General features: G+C 30.5%; 20 protein-coding genes and 1 other annotated feature. Of the genes, 9 read left to right on the top strand and 11 right to left on the bottom strand.

The genetic code is table 11. The features are described from left to right. Positions 1-122: 122 nt before the first annotated feature. From GQF29_RS13400 to GQF29_RS13385, 4 genes are all read right to left on the bottom strand, one after another. The gene (locus tag GQF29_RS13400) at positions 123-1547 is read right to left on the bottom strand and encodes a 6-phospho-beta-glucosidase (protein ID WP_117598696.1); all 1425 of its coding nucleotides are present in this window, start codon (positions 1545-1547) and stop codon (positions 123-125) included. After that, positions 1547-4081 carry a hypothetical protein gene (locus tag GQF29_RS13395; RefSeq protein WP_054325280.1) on the bottom strand — a complete coding sequence of 845 codons (2535 nt, stop codon included), beginning with the start codon at positions 4079-4081 and terminating at the stop codon, positions 1547-1549. Before GQF29_RS13395 ends, GQF29_RS13400 begins: the two co-directional genes overlap by 1 nt. Before the next feature lie 31 nt (positions 4082-4112). Further along, positions 4113-5384: a PTS sugar transporter subunit IIC gene (locus GQF29_RS13390; RefSeq protein ID WP_054325237.1), complete on the bottom strand. Its 1272-nt coding sequence runs from the start codon at positions 5382-5384 to the stop codon at positions 4113-4115. A 97-nt stretch (positions 5385-5481) separates the two neighbouring features. Next, a complete protein-coding gene (locus GQF29_RS13385; RefSeq protein ID WP_202086360.1) occupies positions 5482-6465 on the bottom strand; it encodes an AraC family transcriptional regulator in 984 nt (327 codons plus the stop codon). A gap of 122 nt (positions 6466-6587) precedes the next feature. On the opposite strand from GQF29_RS13385, the gene GQF29_RS13380 reads away from it, so the two are divergent. Next, entirely contained in the window at positions 6588-7577 is a 990-nt protein-coding gene (locus tag GQF29_RS13380; protein WP_117768911.1) for an AraC family transcriptional regulator, read from the top strand. Positions 7578-7656: 79 nt separating this feature from the next. Here the strand turns inward: GQF29_RS13380 and GQF29_RS13375 are convergent, their stop codons facing one another. The 4 genes from GQF29_RS13375 to GQF29_RS13360 form a co-directional block, all read right to left on the bottom strand. Then, complete coding sequence (locus tag GQF29_RS13375; RefSeq protein ID WP_054688427.1) at positions 7657-9747, bottom strand: bifunctional diguanylate cyclase/phosphodiesterase; 2091 nt, start codon at positions 9745-9747, stop codon at positions 7657-7659. Between the two features lie 224 nt (positions 9748-9971). Next, positions 9972-10943, bottom strand: coding sequence for an AraC family transcriptional regulator (locus GQF29_RS13370; protein ID WP_054688429.1), 972 nt, complete (start codon positions 10941-10943; stop codon positions 9972-9974). A 108-nt stretch (positions 10944-11051) separates the two neighbouring features. Beyond that, positions 11052-13298, bottom strand: coding sequence for a family 78 glycoside hydrolase catalytic domain (locus GQF29_RS13365; RefSeq protein WP_117598702.1), 2247 nt, complete (start codon positions 13296-13298; stop codon positions 11052-11054). Between the two features lie 34 nt (positions 13299-13332). Further along, positions 13333-14661: a PTS sugar transporter subunit IIC gene (locus GQF29_RS13360; protein WP_117598703.1), complete on the bottom strand. Its 1329-nt coding sequence runs from the start codon at positions 14659-14661 to the stop codon at positions 13333-13335. A 182-nt stretch (positions 14662-14843) separates the two neighbouring features. On the opposite strand from GQF29_RS13360, the gene GQF29_RS13355 reads away from it, so the two are divergent. The 7 genes from GQF29_RS13355 (at position 14844) to GQF29_RS13325 (ending at position 22814) form a co-directional block, all read left to right on the top strand. Next, on the top strand, positions 14844-15830 hold the full coding sequence (locus tag GQF29_RS13355) for an AraC family transcriptional regulator (protein ID WP_054688433.1): 987 nt from the start codon (positions 14844-14846) through the stop codon (positions 15828-15830). A gap of 94 nt (positions 15831-15924) precedes the next feature. Continuing rightward, positions 15925-17172, top strand: coding sequence for a hypothetical protein (locus GQF29_RS13350; protein ID WP_054325241.1), 1248 nt, complete (start codon positions 15925-15927; stop codon positions 17170-17172). 82 nt (positions 17173-17254) lie between these two features. Further along, positions 17255-18853 carry a potassium/proton antiporter gene (locus GQF29_RS13345; protein WP_117598704.1) on the top strand — a complete coding sequence of 533 codons (1599 nt, stop codon included), beginning with the start codon at positions 17255-17257 and terminating at the stop codon, positions 18851-18853. Positions 18854-18895: 42 nt separating this feature from the next. Then, positions 18896-19684: a ZIP family metal transporter gene (locus GQF29_RS13340; RefSeq protein WP_117598705.1), complete on the top strand. Its 789-nt coding sequence runs from the start codon at positions 18896-18898 to the stop codon at positions 19682-19684. 156 nt (positions 19685-19840) lie between these two features. Then, positions 19841-20061, top strand: a binding site (T-box leader). Positions 20062-20107: 46 nt separating this feature from the next. Further along, the gene (locus tag GQF29_RS13335) at positions 20108-21091 is read left to right on the top strand and encodes an ABC transporter substrate-binding protein (protein WP_054325242.1); all 984 of its coding nucleotides are present in this window, start codon (positions 20108-20110) and stop codon (positions 21089-21091) included. 9 nt (positions 21092-21100) lie between these two features. Next, a complete protein-coding gene (locus tag GQF29_RS13330; protein WP_117598706.1) occupies positions 21101-22027 on the top strand; it encodes an ABC transporter permease in 927 nt (308 codons plus the stop codon). Further along, positions 22020-22814 carry an ABC transporter ATP-binding protein gene (locus GQF29_RS13325; protein ID WP_054688435.1) on the top strand — a complete coding sequence of 265 codons (795 nt, stop codon included), beginning with the start codon at positions 22020-22022 and terminating at the stop codon, positions 22812-22814. The genes GQF29_RS13330 and GQF29_RS13325 overlap by 8 nt, the downstream gene beginning before the upstream one ends. Before the next feature lie 62 nt (positions 22815-22876). Here the strand turns inward: GQF29_RS13325 and GQF29_RS13320 are convergent, their stop codons facing one another. Then, positions 22877-23509: a DUF421 domain-containing protein gene (locus GQF29_RS13320; RefSeq protein WP_008787898.1), complete on the bottom strand. Its 633-nt coding sequence runs from the start codon at positions 23507-23509 to the stop codon at positions 22877-22879. Between the two features lie 40 nt (positions 23510-23549). On the opposite strand from GQF29_RS13320, the gene GQF29_RS13315 reads away from it, so the two are divergent. Then, positions 23550-23906: a DUF3792 family protein gene (locus tag GQF29_RS13315; RefSeq protein WP_054688438.1), complete on the top strand. Its 357-nt coding sequence runs from the start codon at positions 23550-23552 to the stop codon at positions 23904-23906. A 14-nt stretch (positions 23907-23920) separates the two neighbouring features. On the opposite strand, the gene GQF29_RS13310 is transcribed toward GQF29_RS13315, so the two are convergent. Both GQF29_RS13310 and greA read right to left on the bottom strand, forming a co-directional pair. Then, entirely contained in the window at positions 23921-24577 is a 657-nt protein-coding gene (locus GQF29_RS13310) for a YoaK family protein (protein WP_117598707.1), read from the bottom strand. A gap of 44 nt (positions 24578-24621) precedes the next feature. Continuing rightward, positions 24622-25107, bottom strand: coding sequence for a transcription elongation factor GreA (greA, locus tag GQF29_RS13305; RefSeq protein WP_008787895.1), 486 nt, complete (start codon positions 25105-25107; stop codon positions 24622-24624). Between the last annotated feature and the right edge of the window lie 6 nt (positions 25108-25113).

Below are 25113 nucleotides of genomic sequence, written 5' to 3'. Positions count from 1 at the left end.
GAGCACCTAAAACACAAATCGTGTTTAAGGAAAAGCCTCAGAGAGTAACAAACCTTATTGACAATATTATTGTATATCTATCACTAGTATATGTCAATATAAATTTAAAACTATATCATTGATTAATCTAAATCTTCACCGTTACTTGCAATCACTTTCTTATACCAATCAAATGATTTTTTCTTATAACGTTTATTTGTTCCGTTTCCTTGATCATCTCTATCTACGTAAATAAATCCATAACGTTTACTCATTTCACCAGTTGATGCTGATACAAGATCAATACATCCCCATGTTGTATAACCCCAAAGTTCAACACCATCAATTTCAATCGCATCACTCATAGCTTGAATATGCTGTCTTAAATAATCAATACGATAATCATCTTCAACAGTATTGTCAATAAGTTCATCTTTGGCACCTAAGCCATTTTCTACAATAAATAAAGGCTTTTGATAACGGTCATAAATACTATTTAAAGTAATTCTTAAACCTAATGGATCAATTTGCCAACCCCATTCACTGGCTTTTAAATATGGGTTCTTTAAAGTCGCAAAAACATTGCCTTCTGTTTGTTTATTCATATCAGGATCAGCACTTGTACAACGAGAAGAATAATAACTAAATGAGATAAAATCAACAGTATTATCTTTTAACAACTCTTGATCACCATCTTCCATTATAGGCATTGTCCCTTCTCTTTCCATTTGTTTCAGTGCATAACGGGGATAATATCCTCTTGCTTGAACATCAATAAAGAAATATCCTTCCCTATCAATTTGAATTGACTTCCATACATCATCAGGATTGCATGTATATGGATATGTATTACCAGCTGCTAACATACACCCCACTTTATTATCAGGATCAATTTCATGAGCAATCTTGGTTGCTAAAGCACTAGCGACTAATTCGTGATGAATCGCTTGGTACTTATCTTTTAATGCTGTTTCTTTATCTTCAATAAGTAACCCTGCACCCATAAATGGTAAATGTAAAATCATATTAATTTCATTAAATGTTAACCAATATTTGACTAATCCTTTATATCTTGTAAAGATTGTACGACATAATCTTTCATAGAACTCAATCAATTTTCTATTTTTCCAGCCACCATATTCTTTAATCAAATGGATTGGACAATCAAAATGAGTAATTGTCACTAATGGTTCAATCCCATATTTATGACATTCTTTAAACACATCTTCATAGAATTTCAAACCTTCTTCATTAGGTTCTAATTCATCTCCATTTGGAAAGATGCGAGACCAAGCTAATGACATTCTATAAGTCTTAAATCCCATTTCTCCAAATAATTGAATATCTTCTTTATAATGCGTATAAAAATCTATACCTTCTTTTGCTGGATAAAATTCTCCTTCATGAAAATCTAAACTATGATCTAGTCCTAACATCACTGGAAATCTGTTTTTGCCATGTGGTGTAATATCCACATTCGCTAGGCCTCTTCCACCTTTATCAAAACCACCTTCACATTGGTTAGCGGCAGTTGCACCACCCCATAAAAAATCTTTTGGAAATCCCATTAATCTTCCTCCTTCTTATATAGTTCAATACTTCCAATAATACCTAAAGGTTCTAATGCTAAATGTCTAGAGAATGTATCTCTTTGATTTCTTGATAAATTATTTGTTGCAATCAATTCAATATGATTCATCCCTAAATTCAAACAAGTTGACAAATCATATTCATATGGTGGTGTGATTAATGTTTCTACACTTTCACCATTAACAATCAATTCAACAATTTCATAAGCTTCTCTTAATACCAAAATCATATCTTTATCCTGACAATCAATATCAAATGCATATTTAATATTGCCTGAGAATCTTGGATAATCATATCCAAGATAATGATCTAAAGACATATCTATTGGTTGACTATAATCTTTTTGATTATATTCTCTGAATGAAACTTTCACTTTATCAATATTCTTTAATTGAGTAGAACTCTTTGTATATATTTTATCATAACATTGCCCATTCACCAATACAAGAGATTGATATGGATGCAAAGTTAATGTAAATTCAAAACCACCATCCACTTTATTTCCGTTTAAACTGTATGATTTATTTTGATAAGCATCATATATCATATAATTAGCATCATGCAGAGTCACTGTTGAATGAATAGAATCTGTTATGCTTTCATTATTAAACATATAAATATTTCCATCACTTTGTTGATAAGAATAGACAACTAAGTCTTTTTCAAAAGAAGATGTTTTCACAACTGAATAATCTTTTAATTCTTCTGATAAACAAGAAAGAGAAATCATTTTTCCTGAACTCATATTTTCTGGGTAGTCATTAATAAAAATAACTCTTATACTTTGTGATAATTCCTTTAATTTTTCTATTAATAATTGAGGTAATCTTTGTGCATAAGGGATAACCAATACATCATAATGATATCCATTAATACAGTACTGATGATTTGAAATCGTTGTATCATTTAAATAATCTTCACTTATAATATCGCATGAAATTTGATGTTGTTGTAACTCTTTTAAGACTTTTTCAATAGGCATATAATCTCCAGACCACTCAGCAAAGGCATGGTAAAGAACACCAACACTTGCTTTATGATATCCACCGCTGAAGAGATGACATAATCTATCAGCATATAAAGACCATTTATGGAAGTATGGATATTGTGGATTGTTTCCATGTGCATAGAAATGGGGAGGACAGTCCCAGTCTGGGAAGTCAGCTGGATCAAATGCATGAGGAACAATAACATTCACTCCATGACTCAGCATATGATCAGTTATCCATTTCATCATCTTTAATCCTTCTACCCAGCCATAAGCACCAAAAGCTTCACACATCAGTTTTCCTTGTTTACTTGGATCTAATTTTGCGAGTGAAGCACCAAGTTTAACCAAAGCGTAGTGATAAAATTCACCATTGCTACCCCCTGTGCTAAAAGCATCATGTTGATAATCCATACCAGGGATGACTTGACCACCAATAATATCAATACCAGCCATACTCTGACCTGCCATCGCCCTAAAGAAATGCCCTGCTCCATATCCTAACCTTGCATGAGCACCATTATCTTCAATTGTATGACCAACATAATCAACGTGACGCTGAGAACACCAATCTCCAATATATTGAGAGAAATTTTGGCTATATAATTGACTGACTATATTCATATAATTAAATCTTATTTGACTTGCTTTTGTACTCTTTGATGTGAATAAAAAGATTAAATCTGTATCTTGATAACCTTTGATATTTTGTAGTTTTTGATAAACTTCATCATTCCAAGGTAACGGCATCTTTTCTCTGCCAATAGAAGCAGTTGTCCCTTTGATATTTCCAAACCTTGGTTCATCAGAGAAGAATCCAATAATTGTTTTACCAAATTCATCTTTATAATGATTAAAATGCTTTTCATAAACTTCATTGATTAAGATTTGTGTTGCTTCTTTATTCATTGGGTCTAAATAATCTTGAGTGGCTTCTTCTCCACATATCGTTGTATAGAAAACAAATAAACTATAATGTTTATTTTCTAAATTGAGATGTAAGATATGATCTTTAAATCCCTCACTCACATCAATTGCTGTGTCTTCTTTTAATCCCTCTTGTAATAACATATCTTTTTCTACAAGAATAGCTTTAAAAAACTGATCATGCTGATGTCTTTTATCTTTCATAGCTTCTCGCATATCACAAAATAGACTTAAGTTCATCTCTGCATAAGGATTGGGTCCAACAAGATCAAAGCGATAATAATCAAGATATGTTTTCTTTAAATGATTTGGTACTTTTCCATTGGCATATCCTGTTGGAAACTTCGCATCATCTAATATCCATATTTTCATATCATTTTTCTTAGCTTCTTGAATAAGAAAGTCCATTGTATTCCACCAACCCTCTTCTAAGAATTCAGGATGTGGCCTTGATTCAATACATATATTATAAATACCCTGTTCTCGCATTTGATCTATATATTCTTTTAATTTCTCATTTGATTGTCCTTTTTGCCAAAAGAACGGATAAAGATAATGTTCATTTTTATTTTCTAAATTCTCTATTACTCTTTTCATAAGATCACCTCTACTTAGAAAAGGAAATGTATTATACATTTCCTTCAGTTTGTTCTTCTTGACATGCTTGTTTATCTAGTATTTTAAAGAATGGAAAATACACAAGTGTTGATACAATTGTTGCACAAATTTGGAATGTAGCCATTTGCCATCCTCCACAAATAAATCCACTGAGAATTAATGGCGTTCCTGACGGTGCTCCAATACCAGATACGACTGGCAATATTCCTGCAGTTGTTAAGAAATATGCAATTAAGATAAAGACAACTGGTAAGAACACAAATGGTACAAATAATAATGTATTTAACATACATGGCATACCAAAGACAACAGGTTCATTAATATTGACTATTGAAGGAATCGTTGCCACTTTCCCAAAAGTTTTATATCTCTTACTTTTTGCAAAGAGAAGTATACAAATAACTAAACCAATTGTTGCTCCTGCACCACCTGGTGAAGAAACAGCATTAATCCATTGATATGTAATAATATTAGGGGCAACTTGTCCTGCAGAAGTTGCGGCTAAGTTGGCTGCATCTGCTGCCATCCAAATGGGCATAATTGCACTGACAACTGCAATTCCATGAATTCCTAAGAACCAACATAAACCAGATAAAGTATAAATCAAACAACCAGTCCATACACTATTTCCAATCCCATTTAATGGTTGACCAATTAATGTATAAACAACATTATGAACATCTCCATAAGATGTTTGTGCTGCAAGAAATGAAAGTGTCGAAAAGACTGCTCCCACAACAAGACCTGGAATAATTCCTGTAAATGATTTAGAAACAAATTCAGGTACGCCTTCAGGCATCTTAATAATTAGGCCTTTATCAGATAACTTGATAAAAATAAGTGATGTTATAATGGCTACAAACATAGAGACAAAGATTCCCTTTGCTCCTAACCAGCTTAATGGTAAGTTCGTCACTGCTGCATAACCTTCACCAGTTGTCACCATTGGTGTCACAATAAAGAAACCTAATAGTGATAACAATCCAGCAACAAGTGGATCATGTTTTGTCTGTGCTGTATAAGCATAAGCAATTGTGAACGCAGTATACAAAGCCAACATATTTGTTGTGACGTTTACCAATGTATTAAAAACATTGTTTAATCCACAACTTGTAATAAATGACTGATAAGCATCGATTGGTAAGTTTAATAGGATTGAGCCTGCAGCCCCTACCATAAGAGCAGCCATCGTTGACATAATACCTTTTGATATGGCTTGAATCACTTTGTTGTTATTTAAGTAATTCGCCATAGGTGAAAGAATTTTTTCTAATTTTTCCATAATTTCAATCTCCCTTAATAATTTTTGTTTGTCGACACATTTATCTTATCAAAGAAAACACTTACAAAATATATCGCTTTTTGTCTATAAGATTATCCTATTTTGCAAAAGAAGAATATTTTTCTCTATAAACATGTGGTGTCATTTGAAACTCATTTTTAAATATCTTATAAAAATAAGTCATATTCTCATACCCTACTTCTAGCATAATATCAGTCACAGGTAGATGCGTTGACTTTAATAAATGAACTGCGTTTTTTAATCGTTCATTTTGAACCAATTGCTTAAATGTTTGACCTGTTTGTTTCTTTATGATTTTACAAACTTTATAATCTGGTAAATGTAACTGGCCTGATAATACAGCCAAAGACCCTTCTTGATAAGAGCATGCTATATACTTCAAAATTGTACTACTGATTAATTTCTCATAACTATTAGCCTGATAGGTTTCAATATATTCTGGATGTTTCATTAATTCTGTTAACAATAAACCGACTAACAACTTTTGTTCTAAGGAATTGTTGATTTGTGGTTCATAAATTGTTGTAATAATAGACTCAATATAAGACTGTATCAGTTCATTATCCTGAAGTTTAAAGATTAAAAATTCACCATCGTTATCATATGAGTATAAAGATGAAAATATAAAATGAAAAACATCATTTTCTTCTTCTGCCATGTGTGATAAGAATTCTAAAAATTCAGGCTTAATAATAAAATTAAAAATAATATCATTCTCATGACAATATTCAATAGAATGTTCAATGTTTTGATTTAGCAATAACAACTCACCTTCATAAATTGTTATCTGTTGCTCATTAATGATATGCGTCATACTGCCACCATACACATACATTAATTCAATATAATTGTGTTTATGCATGGGATATTCAATAAATCGTGTATGTTTCCTCACACCCAACTGCTGATGTTCCTCTAATAATTTATAACAATCTATAATATGACTATCTTCATCTATAAAGATACTTTTATCAATTGTTTCCATACCATTTAAATTATTCATTTCTTCTTCAGTAAAGTAGATTAATTTTTCTAATATTTCATCTTTTAACACAATCATACCCCCTAAACACTATCATATCTTTTCTTTATTATAACAACAGCATATATCTATTTATATAACCCATATTTTGTTATTTACTAACCAAACTTTAGATTATATAATAAAAAGAGGTGATAATCATGAGACAAGACGAACTCGATAAAATATTAAGAGAGTATTCTCTTTCTGAAACAAATCATAAAAAAAACATATTTGGAGATTATGCTTATATGCCTTATGTTTATGATGATGAGCATCATAAAATTTATAGTTTTTATTTTTCAAATCATTTACCACATAATACTGTCACTATTTTAAAAAATGAACGCTTTGCTGCTGTTCCTACACATATTCATGATTTTATAGAAATTAATTATATGTACTCTGGTAGTTGTGAACAAAGCATTGATGGTAAAAAAAGTTTATTGAAAAAGGGACAAATGACTTTAATTGATACAAGGACCCCTCATTCTCTTGGCTATACAGAAGAGAATGATATCATGATCAATATTTTAATTGGAAAAGATTATTTAAATAATCAGTTCTTTTCAAAATTATCACAACATAATCTCATTACATCTTTTTTTATAAATGCCATTAATGATAAAGAATCACATTTAAACTATATGATTTTTAATACTGAAAACAATGAAAGACTACAGACTTTTCTTACTGAATTACTTTTAGAGTATTATCGGCCATCTTATAACTCAAAAGAAATGATGAATAGTCTTTTTGTCCTAATTATATTAGAAATGATCAATACACTTGATACAAGTATAAACTATGAATCTGTCAATGAATCACATTCTATTATCTTTTTAACACTTCAATATATTGCTAAAAACTATCTTCACTGTACTTTAGAATCCACTGCCCAACACGTCCATGTCAATCCTTGTTATTTAACAACACTTTTAAAGAAGCATCTCAAAAAATCTTATAAAGAATTAATTATTGATTTAAAGATGAATAATGCTGCACAACTCCTTATTCACAGTGATGAACCTATAGATATCATTGCGAGACAAAGTGGGTATCAAAATCTCACTTTTTTCTATAAGAAATTTAAAGAACTTTATCATTGTTCTCCTAAAGAATACAGACAAAGAAATCGCTTGTCATTATAAAAAAACAACCAATATAATTGCCTCCATAAAGTGAAATGAAAACTCTAAAACATAGAGACAGTTTTGTAATGGTTGTTTTTTATAATTGTGAGTCTAGTAAATCATTAAAATTTTGAATAGGAATCGGTCGAGAATATACAAATCCTTGAATCAGGTCACATTCCGTATGCTCGAGAAAATTGACTTGTTCATGTGTTTCAATTCCTTCAGCGACAGTAGATATATTTAATGCCTTAGCCATATCAATAATATTTTTCACTATAATTTTTTCTTTTTCATAACTCATATCTTTTGTTGCAAAAAATGACTTATCTAATTTAATTGTATCTACTTCTAAATTTTTTAACATGCTCAAACTTGAATATCCACTTCCAAAATCATCCATACTGCACATAAATCCAGCTTGATGAATTGATTTTATAATGTTAATAAACATCTCAATATTTTCAAAAACAATAGACTCTGTAAGTTCTAATTCTAAATATTTGAAAGGAATATTATATTTATTGCGAATTTTTATATACTCGTTTAAAAAATGAGGATGCGAAAAATGCATTCTAGACATATTAATAGAAACTGGAACGACAGCCTGATGCGCATCTAATCTTTTTCTAATCATTTGACAGACAGTTTGAAATACAAAAAGATCAACATGTGTAATAAATCCATTATTTTCAAAAACAGGAATAAATTCAGCAGGTGATAGAAATCCTCTCGTTGGGTGATTCCATCTCACAAGTGCCTCTGCTCCTGATAATTGATGCTTTTTAACAGAGTATTTAGGTTGAAAATAGACTTCAAATTCACCATTTTGTAATGCAAGATAGGCACGATTTTCGATATCTTTTTCATTAAGCATCTGAATACGAATTGTATTATCATAATAATGATAGACACACAAATCATTGTCTTGAGGTGAAACTAATTTTCTAGCTGCATGAGCACGGTCTTTTATTTGGGTAATTGGAATATCAGTTTCATCAATTAAATAAATACCTGTTGTAAAAGAAAAACGGAATTTGTAGTCACTGTTTGATTCATAATCATTAATATCTTCAAAACATCGATTTAGACGATATTCAAGTTTTTGTTGATTATCATATAACATCAAGATAGCAAAATTATCAGAAAACATACGTGCCACATATTCATTATCTAACAGATGATTGCGAATTTCACTATATACATATTTTAAAGTTTGATTTCCTAAATCAAATCCACCAATTTCATTAATAACCTTAAATTTTTGCACATTCAACCATATCATGACATATTCATATGGCTGTGCTTTTTCTATAGTTTCTCTAGCGACAATATCAAATTTTCTCTGATTAAATCCCTTTGTAACATCATCTAAATAAGCCAATTCATTTAAATATTGATTATATTTTTCTAAGAGTTCTTTTTGAACAACAATTTCAGTAATATCAGAATAAATTAACAAATAAATTGGGTCATCCTCTATCCAATCAACACATTGGGCACTGATATTAAAATAACTTCTTTCTCCCTCTGGATTTTTATAAGAAATTGTTAACTTGGTATTTTCTCCATTTCGTAAACATGGATACATCTTTTTAATTTCTTCTAGACCATTCTCTGGAGTCATATCTGTTAAGTGAAAATAATTAACATTGATTCCATGAAAATAATCTAAATAATTTTTATTACTATCTAAGTATTGAAAACCATCTTTGGTAATTCTATATTTAGAAATAAGTCCTGGAAAATGATTTTCAGTCACATCTTTTTCAATTCTTGTTTGCATCAAACTCGTAATATCCATCATAACAGAATATGAGATTTGATAGCCATTAACATACTCATTAGTAAAAGTACCGACTAATCGAATCCATAATTTACGTCCATCTTTGTGTCTCATTCTACAAATAGTCATATAACGTTTTTCACCATTTTGAATTGCTTTAAGAACATGTTGATTCAAATGATTCCATTCATCTAAATCCTGCTTAAAAAATAAATCAGGACGATTATGAAAACAGTCTTCATATTCTTTTTGTTCATATCCAAACATTTCATAATAACGCTGATTGGCAGCAACCAAAGTAAAGTGTTCATCCAATAAATGCTTACTTACACTCGCATCTATTGATTCCATTAAATATTTGTATTCCAAGTCTTTAGACAACTCGGCAATTCCATCTTCCATTATGGCACCTCTTCTCCTTTTTATATTATATCACTCCTATATCTTGAAAAAAATAATGAAATATTAATTTTATAGCAAAAATATAAAATAATAAGTATTACTTTATTTTTTAAATAGGTGTAGTTTCTAAGTAGGTTATAACGAAAATAAATTCTAAGATAATAAAATTGATAAATTCAAGAATATTCCTACATAGAAAAATAAAAGTATATAAAATATAAAATCTAATTTTGTTGTGATTTCTCTCTGTACATTTGAGGTGTCATGGCATACTTTTTCTTAAATATTCTATAAAAGTAGGAAATATTCTCATATCCAACTTCTTGAATAATATCTTGCATTGTGAGTGAAGTTGTTATTAATAAATTCTCAGCAACTTTTAATTTTTCGTTTTGTAATAATTCTGTAAATGTTTGACATGTTTGTTTTTTTATGATTTTACATATTTTATAATTTGGCTGATGAATGAGTTGAGAGAGTTCGTGCAGACTCCCATATTGATAATTTGTTATGATATATTTCAAAATTGTACTGCTTAATATCTTTTCATAACTATCACCTGTATAACTTTCTATATTCTCAGGATGATTCATCAGTTCTGTTAATAGGATTCCAACCAACAGTTTAAGTTCAATATCATTATATAATTGAGGTTCATACAAACTTATAATAATAGATTCAATATAAGATGTCACTTTTTGATTGTTTTGAACTTTAAAAACAAGAAATTCACCATCATTATCATATGAATAAAGAGCATCAAATATAAATTTTGAAACAACATTCTCATCTTCTATCATTGTAGATAAAAAACGTAAATATTCTGGTCTGATAATAAAGTTAAAAATAATATCATTTTCATCACAATAGTTTATTGAATGTTCAATGTTTTGATTCAATAAGAGAAGTTGTCCTTTTTCAATTGTTATATCCTGTTCATTGATATGATGCGTCATTCTCCCACTGTAAACATACATTAGTTCTATATAATTATGGCGATGACTTGGGTACTGGCAAAATCTTGTGTGTTTTCTTACTGAAAACATTTGATTTTCTTTTAAAAGATAATGATAATCAATGACATGAGATAATTCACTCGCAAAGATACTTTTATCTATTGTCTCTTTTCCTTGGAGTAAATTCATTTCTTCTTCTGTAAAACTAACCAATTGTTCTAAAATATGTATAGGTATCATCATGTCCCTCCAGTTTCTTATATCCATAATCACAAGCTATAATCTTTCCATAATATAAAATATATTTCATATCTAAATTTCTTTTCTTAGATTGAAAGGATAGCTGAGCTATCCTTTTGTATATATAATGATTTGATTGTCTTGATAAACTTTTTGATAAGGTTGTTTAAGTAGGATTTGATATTGTATATCGCTAGGAACTTTAATCTTCCAAATAATATCACCTTGATTTCTTTGCCATGATGAAGTTATTATTCCCTGATTTGTCTCTATTGTGCATTCAAAACGATTTATCTGTTTTGAAAAATATGGTGATAATTTAATTTTATTAAATCCAACAGCATCCTCACAAATTTGAATACCTGCTAACCCCTGGTAATACCATTGCTGATAACTTGCAAACATCGCATGATTTAAAGATAATTGTTGTCCTACAAATAATTCAGATAAAGTTCTATTGCCACTCTTTAACATAGCCAAATATCCTATATCACTTTCCTGTAATAACCATCTTTCAATAATTTCATTATAGCCATATAAATTTAAAACTTCATATGTCAAAGCCATACCAAAAATACCTGAATTGAAAATACCTTGATCTTGTTCTATCTTTTCAACAAACTTTTGGCACAATAACTGTGGTGATGTTAATTGTAATGCAACTGCAAATGCGAAACCTGTCTGTGTTCCTTCTCCAAAAGTCCCATCTTTATTTTGGAACTGATGAATCATATGTAATTTCAGTTCATCATATGTTTTCTGATACTGAGAAATATCCTCATTGATAATTTGAGCTATCAAGATGTTATATTTCAAGAAGAATAATATTGTACAATAGCCTAAAAATAATTTATCTGGTGTAGGCTTTCTAAATTGACCAGCAATTAACATGCTTCCATGATCTCCTAAACAACAATGAACCAACTTATCTAAATCATAGTTAAGAAGGTATTGCATTTGTTTATAAAGATATGGATACTCTTCTTCTAATACCTTTTTATCTCCATAATACTGATAATGCTTATATGTCAAATATGGATAAACGAATTGCCATAAGAGTGGTCCTTCACCTTCTCCTGTCCCATTGGATTGAATTCCCATATAAGGAGCTGTTTCTGGAATTCCCCCATTTTGGGTTTGTTCATAACGAAAATCTCTGATAATTTTCTTATAGAATTCTGCCAAATCAAATGTATAGAGATTTGAAGTCGCTAAAGCAACCATGTCTCCGCCATACCCTAATCTTTCTCGTGCACAATCTTCAAAAATACTATGAACATTATTGAGTTTGGTACGTATAGCTGTATCATAGAGTTCATTCAAAATAGCATTATCTGTTACTATTCTTCCTATTTGCTTTAAATTTGTATGAACATAAATTGCTGATAAATTTTTTATATCTCTTTTTTTAAGTCCTTGCAACAATACATATCGAAAAGAATGATAGGTGAAAGTATTTGTATAACTATTTCTTCCATCACATGCAATGATTTCATCTTTTTGAATGCCCATATCTGGTGCTCCTGGTCCACCAGGAATAGTTATCTCCTGAATCTGTTCACCAACACTTCCAGCTAAACAAGTATGATAATTCATTTGATTATTTTCAAATTTTTCGCTGTATTGAAGAATAACATGTGTATTATCTTGAGCATGAAATTCTATATCAATAAATCCTGAAATCATTTCACCAAAATCAACAACAAGTCCTTCCTCTGTTGATATATATTGTTTAGGTTCAACAGTTTGTTTTTTTCTAACTGGAGGTATTGTATTCAATTGCATTACTCTTTTTGTTTGATCAATGCAGACTGGTTTAATATAAGAATCAAGCTCATGTAAATCAACTCTTTCACCTAAATATAAATTATTAAATAAGAAGTGCCCCTCTTTCATCTGCCATGACTCATCACTTGATAAAATCACATTTTCATCTTGAATGAAATCACAAATAACTCTTGGTTCTCCTATCTCTTTTAAACGTTCTCTTAAATTATATTTACCAAATAACTTTAATGGTGAAGGATTATACATTCCATTCCCTAATTCTATACAAATTTCATTTTGACCTATTCGTAAAAATTGAGTCACATCATACACATCATAATAAACACATTTTTGAAACTGCGTCCAAACAAGATTCAATTCATCTTCTGTTATTCTTTGTCCATTGATATAGATAATTGAATATCCAAGTGTTGCAATATATAAATATGTTTGTTTTCTATCCCTTATACTGAACTGTTTCAATACAACTGTATTTCTTTGATCCTGATAATATAAAGAATCATCTTGACCATAGTCTCGATCAGGACCTTTGATCCAGCATCCTTTAAATTGATAATCTTCTTTCATAAATTTCACTCTTTCATAAAAACATCAAAGAAGTTTATTCAACTTCTTTGTGTGTTTCTCCAGTTTGATTTTTTAATTCTATTTCGGCTTCTTCTTTAACCAATTGATTATCAGCAACCTTCACAAATGGTAACCAGATCAACACAACAGCAATCAAACAAACAATTTGTAAAATTGAACCGGCAATACTTCCCGTTGTTAAATATCCACTAATTATGAGTGGTGTTGTCCATGGTACCTGAGCTAGTCCTGTACATACGGGCACTAAGTTTAATGCAAAAGCTATGTATGAAATCACGATAGATGCAACATTACTCAAAATAAATGGAATGAAATAAATGACATTCATCATTAATGGAATACCAAAGAGTGTTGGTTCACCAACGTTGAAAATATATGGCACACCAGCAATTTTCTTCATTTCTTTATAACGCTTACTCTTAGCAATCAAAACAATTGCAATGATAGATCCGATAATTCCAATACTAGCAAAACTATCCCAGAAACTTTGACAGATAATATTTGTAGGAACACCGCCAGCCATAGATACTGTTTTATTGGCATCTTGTAAAACTTGGAAGATTGGTGTCATCACACCATTGACAATAGAATCCCCATGAATCCCAAAGAACCATAAGACTTGTGAGAACATTTTGACAATAATAACACCTGGTAAAGAACCTCCAACTGCTTGCAAAGGCATACCTAAAACACTATTGAAAACAGCTAAAGCACTCCCACCACTCAAAGCATCAATAACTAATCTTAAAATCCAGAAAATTGTAATAACAACAAATGATGGAATAATAGATTCAAATGGTGCTGAAACTGCAGGTGGAACTGCTGCTGGCATCTTAATCTTAATACCTTTACTATCAATAAACTGATAAATCTTAGCAGTCACAATGGAAATAAGAATAGATAAAAAGATTGTTTGTGCTCCTAAATAAGTCACATCAATAAACTTGACACTTTCTTGACTACCAAATGGAACCAATAACATAAAAGCAACAACAGCTGTTAATGTCACTTGCATTCCATTAATCTTTAATTTATCAGCCAAAGATCTAGAAATAGATAACAAAACCAATAAACCACCAATACCTAGACTTGCATCATTGACTAATGCCAACTTACCTTGCCATACAGCTGTTTCTAATCCTGTTATATTGGTAATAAAATCTGTAAATGCTGGTATTGGGAAAAAAGCGATAATTAAGAAGATAGATGCAATAAATGCAAATGGCATATATGCCAACATTCCATCTTTAATTGCGTTAATATAAATGTTACCACTTAGTTTAACTGATACTTTACCAAGTCCGTTGGAGAGAGTATCAAAAAACGAGTTTTTCTTTTCCATAAAAAGTGTTTCCCCTTTCCTTATTTTCTTTTTTTACACTTTTAACTGTAACTGAATAGGCCTTTTCATAAATTACAATTCTATTATAAAGTTTGATATGTTCTTTCACAATGTCATATTCTGATTTTATAACTATCAAAATTCGACTTATTATAGTACAATAAAGAAAAGGGGTAAATATTATGAACTATCAAGTTTTAGAAGAAACACTCAAATCTAGCAAAGCATATAGTTATACATCTGATGAGGAACTCATCAATCATTTTAAAGACAAATTCACAATTGTTCCATTTCATCATGATATTATGTTTATTTTTCATCATGAGCGTGAATTTCAAAATCGTAATCATATTATTTCATTACATCAAAGGTCAAGTGGACGTGTTCCTATGCATATCTTCCACTATATTGTAATGACATATGTTTACTCAGGCACATTTGTCATTACTGTTGAAGATGAAACAGTTACACTTCATCAAGGTGATATTATTATTTTAGATAAACATGTTCCTCATAGTGTTGCTCCAACAACTGAAAATGACCTTGGAGTCAATATTATCCTTCATGAAAATTACTTTTCTCATCGTTTTATTAATAAATTGCCTAATGATCAACTGATAACTCAGTTTATGATTGAACTCATGAATCATCAACACACTCATAATCATTATTTGCTATTCTATACACATCAAGATCAACTCATTCATAATTGTATTCAAAATATTCTATGTGAATATTTTGATTCACAATTATCCTCTGATGATATTATTGATAATTACATCATGATTCTCATCACTCACCTTGCTAGAATTGGTCAATATAATACAAACCTTTCTGTCAACACTTTTAAAAATAAAGATTTATTAGATAAGATTATTTTATATATTCATCAGCATTATCAAGAAGGAAACCTCAAAAAAATGTGTCAGCATTTTGGCTATGATCCATCATATACTAGTAAACTGATTAAAAAATTTGCTGGTAAAACATTTAAACAAATGGTTAATGAAGAACGCATGAAAAAAGCTATGATCCTTCTTCAGAATAAGGAATTACCTGTTTACGAAATTGCTCAAGAAGTAGGCATTCATAACTTAACCTCATTTTATAAAAGATTTCATGAATACAGTGGTTATACTCCTCAAGAATACCGTAATCAATTATCATAATATAAAGTTTCCTGGTATAGCGTTTTCAAAACTTACCTTTTTTTCTTCACAAGACCTCTTGTTCTTGATATAATATTACTCGAGGTGATGAATCGTGGAAAAACGTGAACCAAAGGACTTAAGTATTTACGACAAACGTTTTGAAGAAGATCCTAGCTCTTTTAATGATTTTCAAGCTATGGATTATGTTAAGGAATTAAAAAATCAAGGACGCAATGATGAAGCTATTGAGGCAGGAAAAACTTTTTTACAAGTTGGTGAAGGATTAACTGGTTATATTAATCACTATGGTTATGCACTTTATAATAAATTCATTAATGTTGACGAAAATCAAATCAAAGAAAAAGAAGATTTATTCTTCTCTATCGTTGATGAAATTGCTTCTTTATGCAAGCAAGAAAAATATTCTCCATTAGAAGCAACAATTAACAAAGCAATGAAATATGTTATGAACAAACAACCAGTTGACTATAAAAAATTATCTGATCTTTTAGATAAACTTGATGTGAAAACATTAAGTATTGAACCTTTTATTAATAAAGCTGGAAAAGAATATGAATCTAAAAGAGAAAAATGGTATCGTATTAAGGTAAGATGCTTATATGAATTAGGTAATTATAGAGACTGTGTTGAAATTGCAAACATGGCTTATACACAACCAATCAAATGGCATTATAACAACTTAAATTGGGTTAAATATTATAGAGCATCTTCTTTAGTTCAATTAGAAAGATATGAAGAAGCTGAAAATGAATTTATTTCTTTAGGCAATAAAATCCCTAATGTTGATTCATTTGAAGTTTTATATCAACTCTACATGAATACTGGCAAAGAAAAAGAAGCTTATACAAATTTGATTTATAAATTCTTTACAGCTGGATATAGTCTAAAACAACTTTCTTTATATGAAAAAGTTTTCAATATTGTTAAAGATGGTAAAAATCCAGAAGTTGCTGCCTTAGCAAATGCTTTAATTTATAAAATGAAAGCCGAGCTTGGACAAGATGTCACAGATTGTACAATCGCTGATGAATATAAAGAATTAGATAGCAGTACTATTTATGATCGTTTCTATAATCAGTTGATGGAGCATTTAGATGCATATATTACTCGTTATGAAGGCAAAGTTGTTTATTACAACAAGGATAAAGAATTTGGAAGTATTTATCAAGAAGATGAAGATAACTTATTCTTTAGACAAGCTGACTATATTTATGATGAAATTGTTGAAAAAAGAGATGTTGTTGAATATAGCATTATGAAAACATATGATGTCAAAAAACAAGTGCCAACAACAAAAGCTATTTTATTAAAAACATTATATGAAGATATTAATTATTAAGCCATGAAAACATGGCTTTTTTCATTGTTCGATTTTTTTACAAAAGTGATTGTGTTATAATTCTTATAAGGTAGGTGATGTCATGAATTCAATTTTATTAATTGGAGCTATTGTTATTATAATATGTATGTTATGTAGTCAACTTTCAAATAAATTTGGTATTCCAGTCTTATTTTTCTTTATTTTATTGGGGATGATTTTTGGGAGTGATGGTTTGTTTAAAATTCCCTTTGAAGATTTCCACTTTGCTGAAAATTTATGCAGTGTTGCATTAATATTTATTATCTTTTATGGTGGTTTTACAACCAATTGGAAACAAGCGAAGAAAGTTGCTTCTGTTTCTATTATCTTATCCTCTTTGGGGGTTATATTAACTGCTATAACAACAGGATTATTCTGTTATTATGTATTACATTTTGAATGGTTAGAAAGTTTATTAATTGGTTCTGTTTTATCTTCAACAGATGCAGCAAGTGTATTTTCTATTTTACGTAGTAAACAGTTAAATCTCAAATATAAGAGTGCATCTTTACTAGAATTAGAAAGCGGGAGTAATGACCCTTGGGCTTATACTTTAACAGTTATTATTTTATCTTTAATGTCGCAAAATATAAGTATTCAAGATATTTTCTCAATTGCTTTTTCCCAAATAGTATTTGGATTGATTTTTGGTGCTGTTATTGCTTATATCTCAGTCAAGATATTTGATTCTTTTCAGTCTGAATTATCTGGAATGGCCACTCTTATTATGGTTGCTATTGCTATTCTCTCTTATGCTCTGCCATCTTATTTTAATGGTAATGGCTATATAAGTGCTTATATCGTTGGAATTGTATTAGGAAATATTGAAATTGAAGATAAGAAGGGACTTGTGCATTTTTTTGATGGTATTGTAGAACTCTTTCAAATGTTTCTTTTTTTCCTTTTAGGTCTCCTAGCTTTCCCTTCTCAAATTCCTTCACTGCTAGGTGATGCTCTTTGGATTGCCTTATTTATTACTTTTTTAGCAAGACCTGCTGCTGTTTGGCTAATTATGAAAATCTTTCATAGACCGTTTCAGCAGATTCTGCTTGTTAGCTTTGCTGGCTTAAGAGGAGCAACATCTATTGTTTTTGCAATTATGGTAACTGTCTCTTCAGCCTATACTAAAAATGATATTTTTCATATTGTATTTTGTATTGTTCTTTTGTCTATTGCAATTCAAGGAACACTTCTGCCCTATCTTGCAAAATATCTTTCTATGATTGATGAAAAAGATAATGTATTAAAAACTTTTACAGACTATAGCGAAGAAACAAATATTCAATTTATTAATTTGAAAATGACTGAAAATCATCCCTGGATCGATATGTCTATTAAAGATATTGTTTTACCACCACAAACCCGTATTGTTATGATTAAACGTCATAATATAAAAATGATTCCAAAAGGTGACAGATGCATAGAAAAAGATGATGAATTGATTTTAAGTGCATTTGAATCACAAACTGATGATCATATGACATTGACAGAAATGCTCATTGATGAAAGCAATGATTGGCTAAATTGTTATTTAAAAGATTTAGAACTACACCATGCTTTGATTATTTTAATCAAACGACAAGACCAAACATTGATTCCTACTGGCGATGTACAATTATTAGATCAAGATATTATTGTTATGGCCCATAGTAAAAAGTAACACCCACACCTCTTTGTGCATAATGTATAAAGAGGTGAAAATATGTTATCATTACTCGAAGAGATGCCTGTACTCATCTTTATTGGAGCTATTATCTTCAACTGGCTATCTACCTTTTTAGGCGCCAGCCTTGTCTATGTTACAAATAAAGAAAATAAACATCTTGTCTCTATCGCTCTAGGTAGTAGTGCTGGAATTATGATTGCAGCTTCTTTTTTTTCATTGATTCTTCCTGCCATGGATTTGCTAGAAGGCTTAAGTAAATGGTATTTATTAATTATTCCTGCCGGATTCTTCTGTGGGGTTCTTTTCTTGACACTATGTGATAAATTACTTCCTCATGAACATATGATGTCACATGAACGTGAAGGTGTCAAAGCTAAATTATCTCAAAATCAGTTATTAATGTTAGCAATGACATTGCATAATATTCCTGAAGGTTTAGCTGTTGGTGTGGCTTTTGCATGTGCACAGCATGATATTATACCAGCATTAATTCTATCAATTGGAATAGGAATACAAAACTTTCCAGAAGGAACTGCCATATCCTTACCTATGCACCAATATGGAAAAAGTAAATTTGTTGCTATGATGTATGGTCAATTTTCTGGAATTATTGAAATTCCTTCAGCAATACTTGGCTACATCTTTGCAACAACAATTAATAATATCTTACCCTTTGCACTTAGTTTTGCAGCAGGTGCCATGTTGTTTGTCTGTGTTGAAGATATGATACCAGAGGCGTCATGCAAGAATCAGATAGATATTGGAGCTATTTCCTGTATGTGTGGTTTTTTAGTGATGATGGTTTTGGATATTATGTTGTCATAAAAGAAGAGTTTGCACTCTTCTTTTATGATTTTTAGAAACATTTTTTTATAAATCTGTATTTTCCTAATTATAGAATTTATTTTTTAAATATTGAATCATATTTGTATTGACAAAGCCTGTATAGTCATTTATCATAGGACATATACATTTATAAAAACAAAAACATTGATGTGACAGAGTAAAAGTCTTTGCGACAATAGAGATATGGTGGTTGGTGCAAACCATACGATGAAAGATTTTGAATTCACCACGGAGTTATTACTTTGATAAGGAGTAGTCGGAATCATAACGTTACTATGAATGGTTTTTAACTAACTAAGGTTATTTCTGCGAAGGAATAATAAACTGAGGTGGTACCGCGATAACTCGCCCTCTATTGGTGAGTTTTTTTGTTTTTATAAAAGAAAATGGGGAGGAAATAACATGAAAAAATTAGCTGTATGTATGCTTGCTTTGGGATTATTATTAACTGGATGTGGTTCTAATGATGAACAAAATAGTCAAACAAAATCATTATCTGATGTAAAAATAGGAGCTCTTCAATTAGCACAACATCCTGCATTAGACAAAGCGTATGAAGGATTCAAAGAGACTTTAATTGAAGCTGGAATTAAAGAAAGTCAGATTGATTTTCAAAATGCTAGTGGTGATCCATCAAACTGTCAAACAATTGCAGAAAAGTTTGTCAATGATGGTGATGATTTAATTTATGCAATTGCTACTGATGCTCTTCAAGCCGCTGCCAATAAAACAAATACTATTCCTGTTATTGGGGCTGCTGTGACAAATTTTGAAGAGGCTGGAGTTGTAAAATCTAACGATAAACCACAAACAAATGTCACTGGTGCTAGTGATATGAATCCTGTTAAAGAACAAATGGATTTATTAAAGAAACTTGTCCCAAATGCAAAAAAGATTGCTATCTTCTATTGTAGTGATGAAGCCAATTCAATTTATCAAGGTCAAATTGCTGAAAAGGCGGCTAAAGAAATTGGATTAGAAACTGCTATTGTCACTGTTCCAAATGATTCTAGTGCTATCCAACAAGTGACTGAATCCATGATTGGTAAATACGATGCTATTTATATTCCTACAGATAACTTATTGGCTACCAATATGGCTACTGTCGCACAAATAACAAATGCAAATAAAATTCCATGTATTGTTGGTGAAGAAAATATGTGCTTAAATGGCGGACTTGCAACATTAAGTTTGGATTATTATACAGTTGGACAAAATGCTGCTAAACAGGCTCTTGCCATTTTAAAAGGTGAAGCTAAACCTGAAGACACTGCTGTTTCATTCATTGATGCAAAAGACTGTAAATATTTTATTAATGAAAAGGTTGCTAAGCAATTAGGTATTGAGATACCATCTGATTTAGATGCAACTCTTATTGGAAAATAGGTGTATATAATGAGTATATTATTATCGTTACAAGGTGCTATTGGTCAAGGAATTCTTTGGGGTATTATGGCACTGGGAATTTATTTGACATTTCGTGTCTTAGATATTGCTGATTTATCAGTTGATGGCAGCTTTGCAACTGGTGGGGCTGTTTGTGCAATTTCTATCATTAATGGTATTCATCCACTGATTGCAATTATATTAGCAACTTTATCTGGCTTTGCTGCTGGATTTATCACAGGATTTTTGCATACCAAATGTAAAATGCCTGCTATTCTTGCTGGAATTTTAACTCAACTTGCCTTGTATTCAATTAATTTAAGAATTATGGGTAAAAGTAATATCCCATTAATGCAGTCATCTACTTTATTTAAAGATTTTGCTCAATTGATAAATATGACTCCAAATTGGATTACCATCATTATTGGTCTTATTTGTAGTGGATTGGTGGTTTTAGGAATCTACTGGTTCTTAGGGACTGAATTTGGTTCTTGTTTAAGAGCAACTGGTAATAATGAAAATATGGTGAGAGCAAGTGGGGTTAATACAGATACGACAAAATTGTTTGGACTAATGTTAAGTAATGGATTGGTTGCGATGAGTGGCGCACTTGTCACTCAACAGCAAAGCGTTGCTGATGTCAAAATGGGGACTGGTGCTATTGTCATTGGTCTTGCATCTATTGTCATAGGTGAAGTTGTATTTGGAAAAAAAGCAGGATTTAAGTTACGTTTAGTTTCTATTGTCGTAGGTTCAATTATATATCGTATTATTGTCGCAATTGTATTGCAAATGGGATTGAATACTGATGACCTAAAACTATTAACTGCTTTAATTGTTGCTATTGCTTTAACAGTCCCAGTTATACTTGATAGAAGAAAACGTGTATCAATGTACAAAAAACTAACTGGAAAGGAGCTCAACAACAATGCTTAAATTAGAAAAAGTCACAAAATCATTCAATGTTGGGACTCCAAATGAAAAATGTGTCCTCAAAAAAATAGATTTAATTCTTGAAGAAGGCGACTTTGTTACTGTTATTGGTGGAAATGGAGCAGGTAAAAGCACTATGCTCAATATGATTGCAGGTGTTTATCCTATTGATTGTGGTATTATCACATTAGATGGTAAAGATATTTCACTCGATGCAGAGTTTGAGCGTGCGAAATCAATTGGTCGTGTATTTCAGGATCCTATGATGGGAACTGCTGCAGATATGCAAATTATTGAAAACTTAGCAATGGCTGCTCGTCGAGGACAGAGGCGAACTTTAAGATGGGGTGTTACAAAAAGCGAGAAAGAAAAATACTTTGAGGCAGTAAAATCTCTTGGATTGGGACTTGAAGAACGTCTCACAAGTAAAGTTGGCTTATTATCAGGTGGACAAAGACAAGCATTGACACTTCTTATGGCGACTCTTAACCAACCTAAACTTCTCTTGTTAGATGAACATACTGCTGCCTTAGATCCAGCCACAAGTGCAAAAGTATTAGCGATTACAAATAAAATTGTGACAGAGCAAAACTTAACAACTTTAATGGTCACACATAATATGAAAGATGCAATTGATATTGGGAATCGATTAATTATGATGTATGATGGTCATATTATTTATGATGTAAAAGGTGAAGAAAAGAAAAACTTAGAAGTTGCTGATTTATTAAAGAAGTTTGAAGAAGCAATTGGTGAAGAGTTTGTTAATGACAGAATGCTATTAGGTTAGAAAAGTTACACGGAAGATTTATATGTCTTCTTTGTAACTTTTTTATCTCATTTAAAAATGGACTATTTTTTAATATAAAATAGTCCATTATTTTCCATAACACAATAAAATATATCTTTATAGTTTTTGATACCAACAGCATGAAGTGAATCTAATAACCATGTTTCATCTTTACCCATTGTTTCTAAAATTTCATAATTAATTTCACCATCACTGATTAAAACATCAGGCATCATAACTTGACTTTGTTGTTTTGTAATAACTGATAAGTTCCCATCTGTTTCTAAAACAGCAAATTCCACTTCAGATAAAGACCCTACCCCTTCTTGTCTTAAATGATGACAAAGATCATCAATAGAATAGTTCAATGCTTTCATCTTATATTGATTTAATTGTCCCTGATAAACAATATAAGTTGGATGCCCTTCTAATATTTTTTTGACAGGTTTATACCTTAATGCAAAATAAGAACATAACTTATCAATAATAACAATAACTGCTGAAGCCAAAGCTCCTTCTAAAAATCCAATATTATCATCACCAATAGATATTGTCATTAACTCACTAATTAATAGGAAAACAATTAAGTCAGATACACTTAATTTACTCATTTCTTTCTTTCCTAAAAATCTTAATAATAATATCAAATAAAAATAAGTTCCAAAACACTCAATAAATATTTCTACATATTTCATAAAATAGCCTTCCCTTCATATAATATACAAGGAGGAAACCATGAAAAAAACAATACGTATCTATATCAATACTTTATTATTATTTCTTATTCCCTTTACACTTATCTCTCTTATTCTAGCCATTTTATCTTATTTCATGCAAATAAATGCAACTGTTCTTGAAATCATTATCCAAGTTCTTTCTTATGCATTCTTAATACTCTCTGCCCTATACTTTACATCACAAATCAATCAAAAGAGAATTTCTCATTGTTTATGCTTAAGTTTGCTTTATTTTTTAGTAAGTTTATTAATTCATTTAGGGAACTTAAATTATATTCATTTGTTAATGAAATCAATTTTATTTATGGTGATTGGACTTTATAAGGAATTAAGAGATCGTCGTTTGAATGCATAAAAAAAAACAAGTTGTTAACCAACTTGTTCATAAAACATAAAAACGATTACACTGAGTAATAACAAAGTGGGTATGATGGCTGCCATGTAGGAAAGTGAATTTGTAAGAATAGTTCCTAAACAGGCTCCAATGATAAAAAAGAAAATAACAATAAAGTACTGAAGACTCTTCAACAGAGTCTTTTTATTATGTGTTTGAAAATACTGATAAAGATGTTCTGTAGCACTTCTTAAATTTCCTGTACACATTGTTGAAGCATAAGGGTTTCCATTAAACTTCCTAAAGCTCTCCACTTGTAACGAACAAATAAATGATATCATAATATTGCAAAACATATTAAAATCTTTTGGTAGAAATGCAACTATTAATATCACAATGGCTTCTATCATTAAAACTATCTGACGCCAATGAATTTTAGGATGTTCAAAAAAGTGATGCTTAATCATTTCAGCGATAACTATCCCAATAAAAAATGCCAAGATTGGCAAAGCGTAATATAAAGCTTGTATAATGTGTCCTTCCATCATTTTAATTCCAAATAAAACCATATTTCCAGTCTGTGCATTCGCAAAAACTTGTCCTCTGCATAAATAAGTATAGGCATCTAAAAAACCACCAACAATTGCTAATAATAAGCCAACACGAATAGTATCTGACATTTGTTTTTTCATTTTATAACCCCCAAAAAGAAAAGATGATGTTGCCATCACCTTCATTAAGAAATATATTCAATCTTTAAAATTTTAACTTCATAAGGTTCAGCAACCCCAACAGAAACAATTTCATTGACTCCATGTTCCAGGATAGCTTTAGCAAGTGGTGATTCATTTGAAATTTTCCCATTAAGAGGATCTGTTTCAAATGTACCAACAATTGTAAATGATTCTGGTTCTGCACCTTCTTCAGATAAATCTAAGATTGTTACGGTTGCTCCAGGTTTTGCAACAGCACTATCCATTTGTGATTCATCAATAATTTGTACATGTAGTAACATTTGATCAATTTCTTTAATTCTTGATTCAATATGTGCTTGCTTATCTCTTGCAGAATCATAATCAGCATTTTCAGACAAGTCACCTTGTGAACGTGCTAATTGTAATTCTTCAATCACCTTAGGTCTTTCAATATTAATTAATTGTTCTCTTTCTTTTTTTAACTTTTCAACCCCACTTTGGGTTAATAATACTGCATCATGATCCATAATTAT

This window comes from Coprobacillus cateniformis, from assembly GCF_009767585.1.
GTDB classification, from domain to species: Bacteria; Bacillota_I; Bacilli_A; order Erysipelotrichales; family Coprobacillaceae; genus Coprobacillus; species Coprobacillus cateniformis.
Note: the sequence above shows the minus strand (reverse complement) of the source record. Positions and strands in the feature narration are given on the sequence as shown.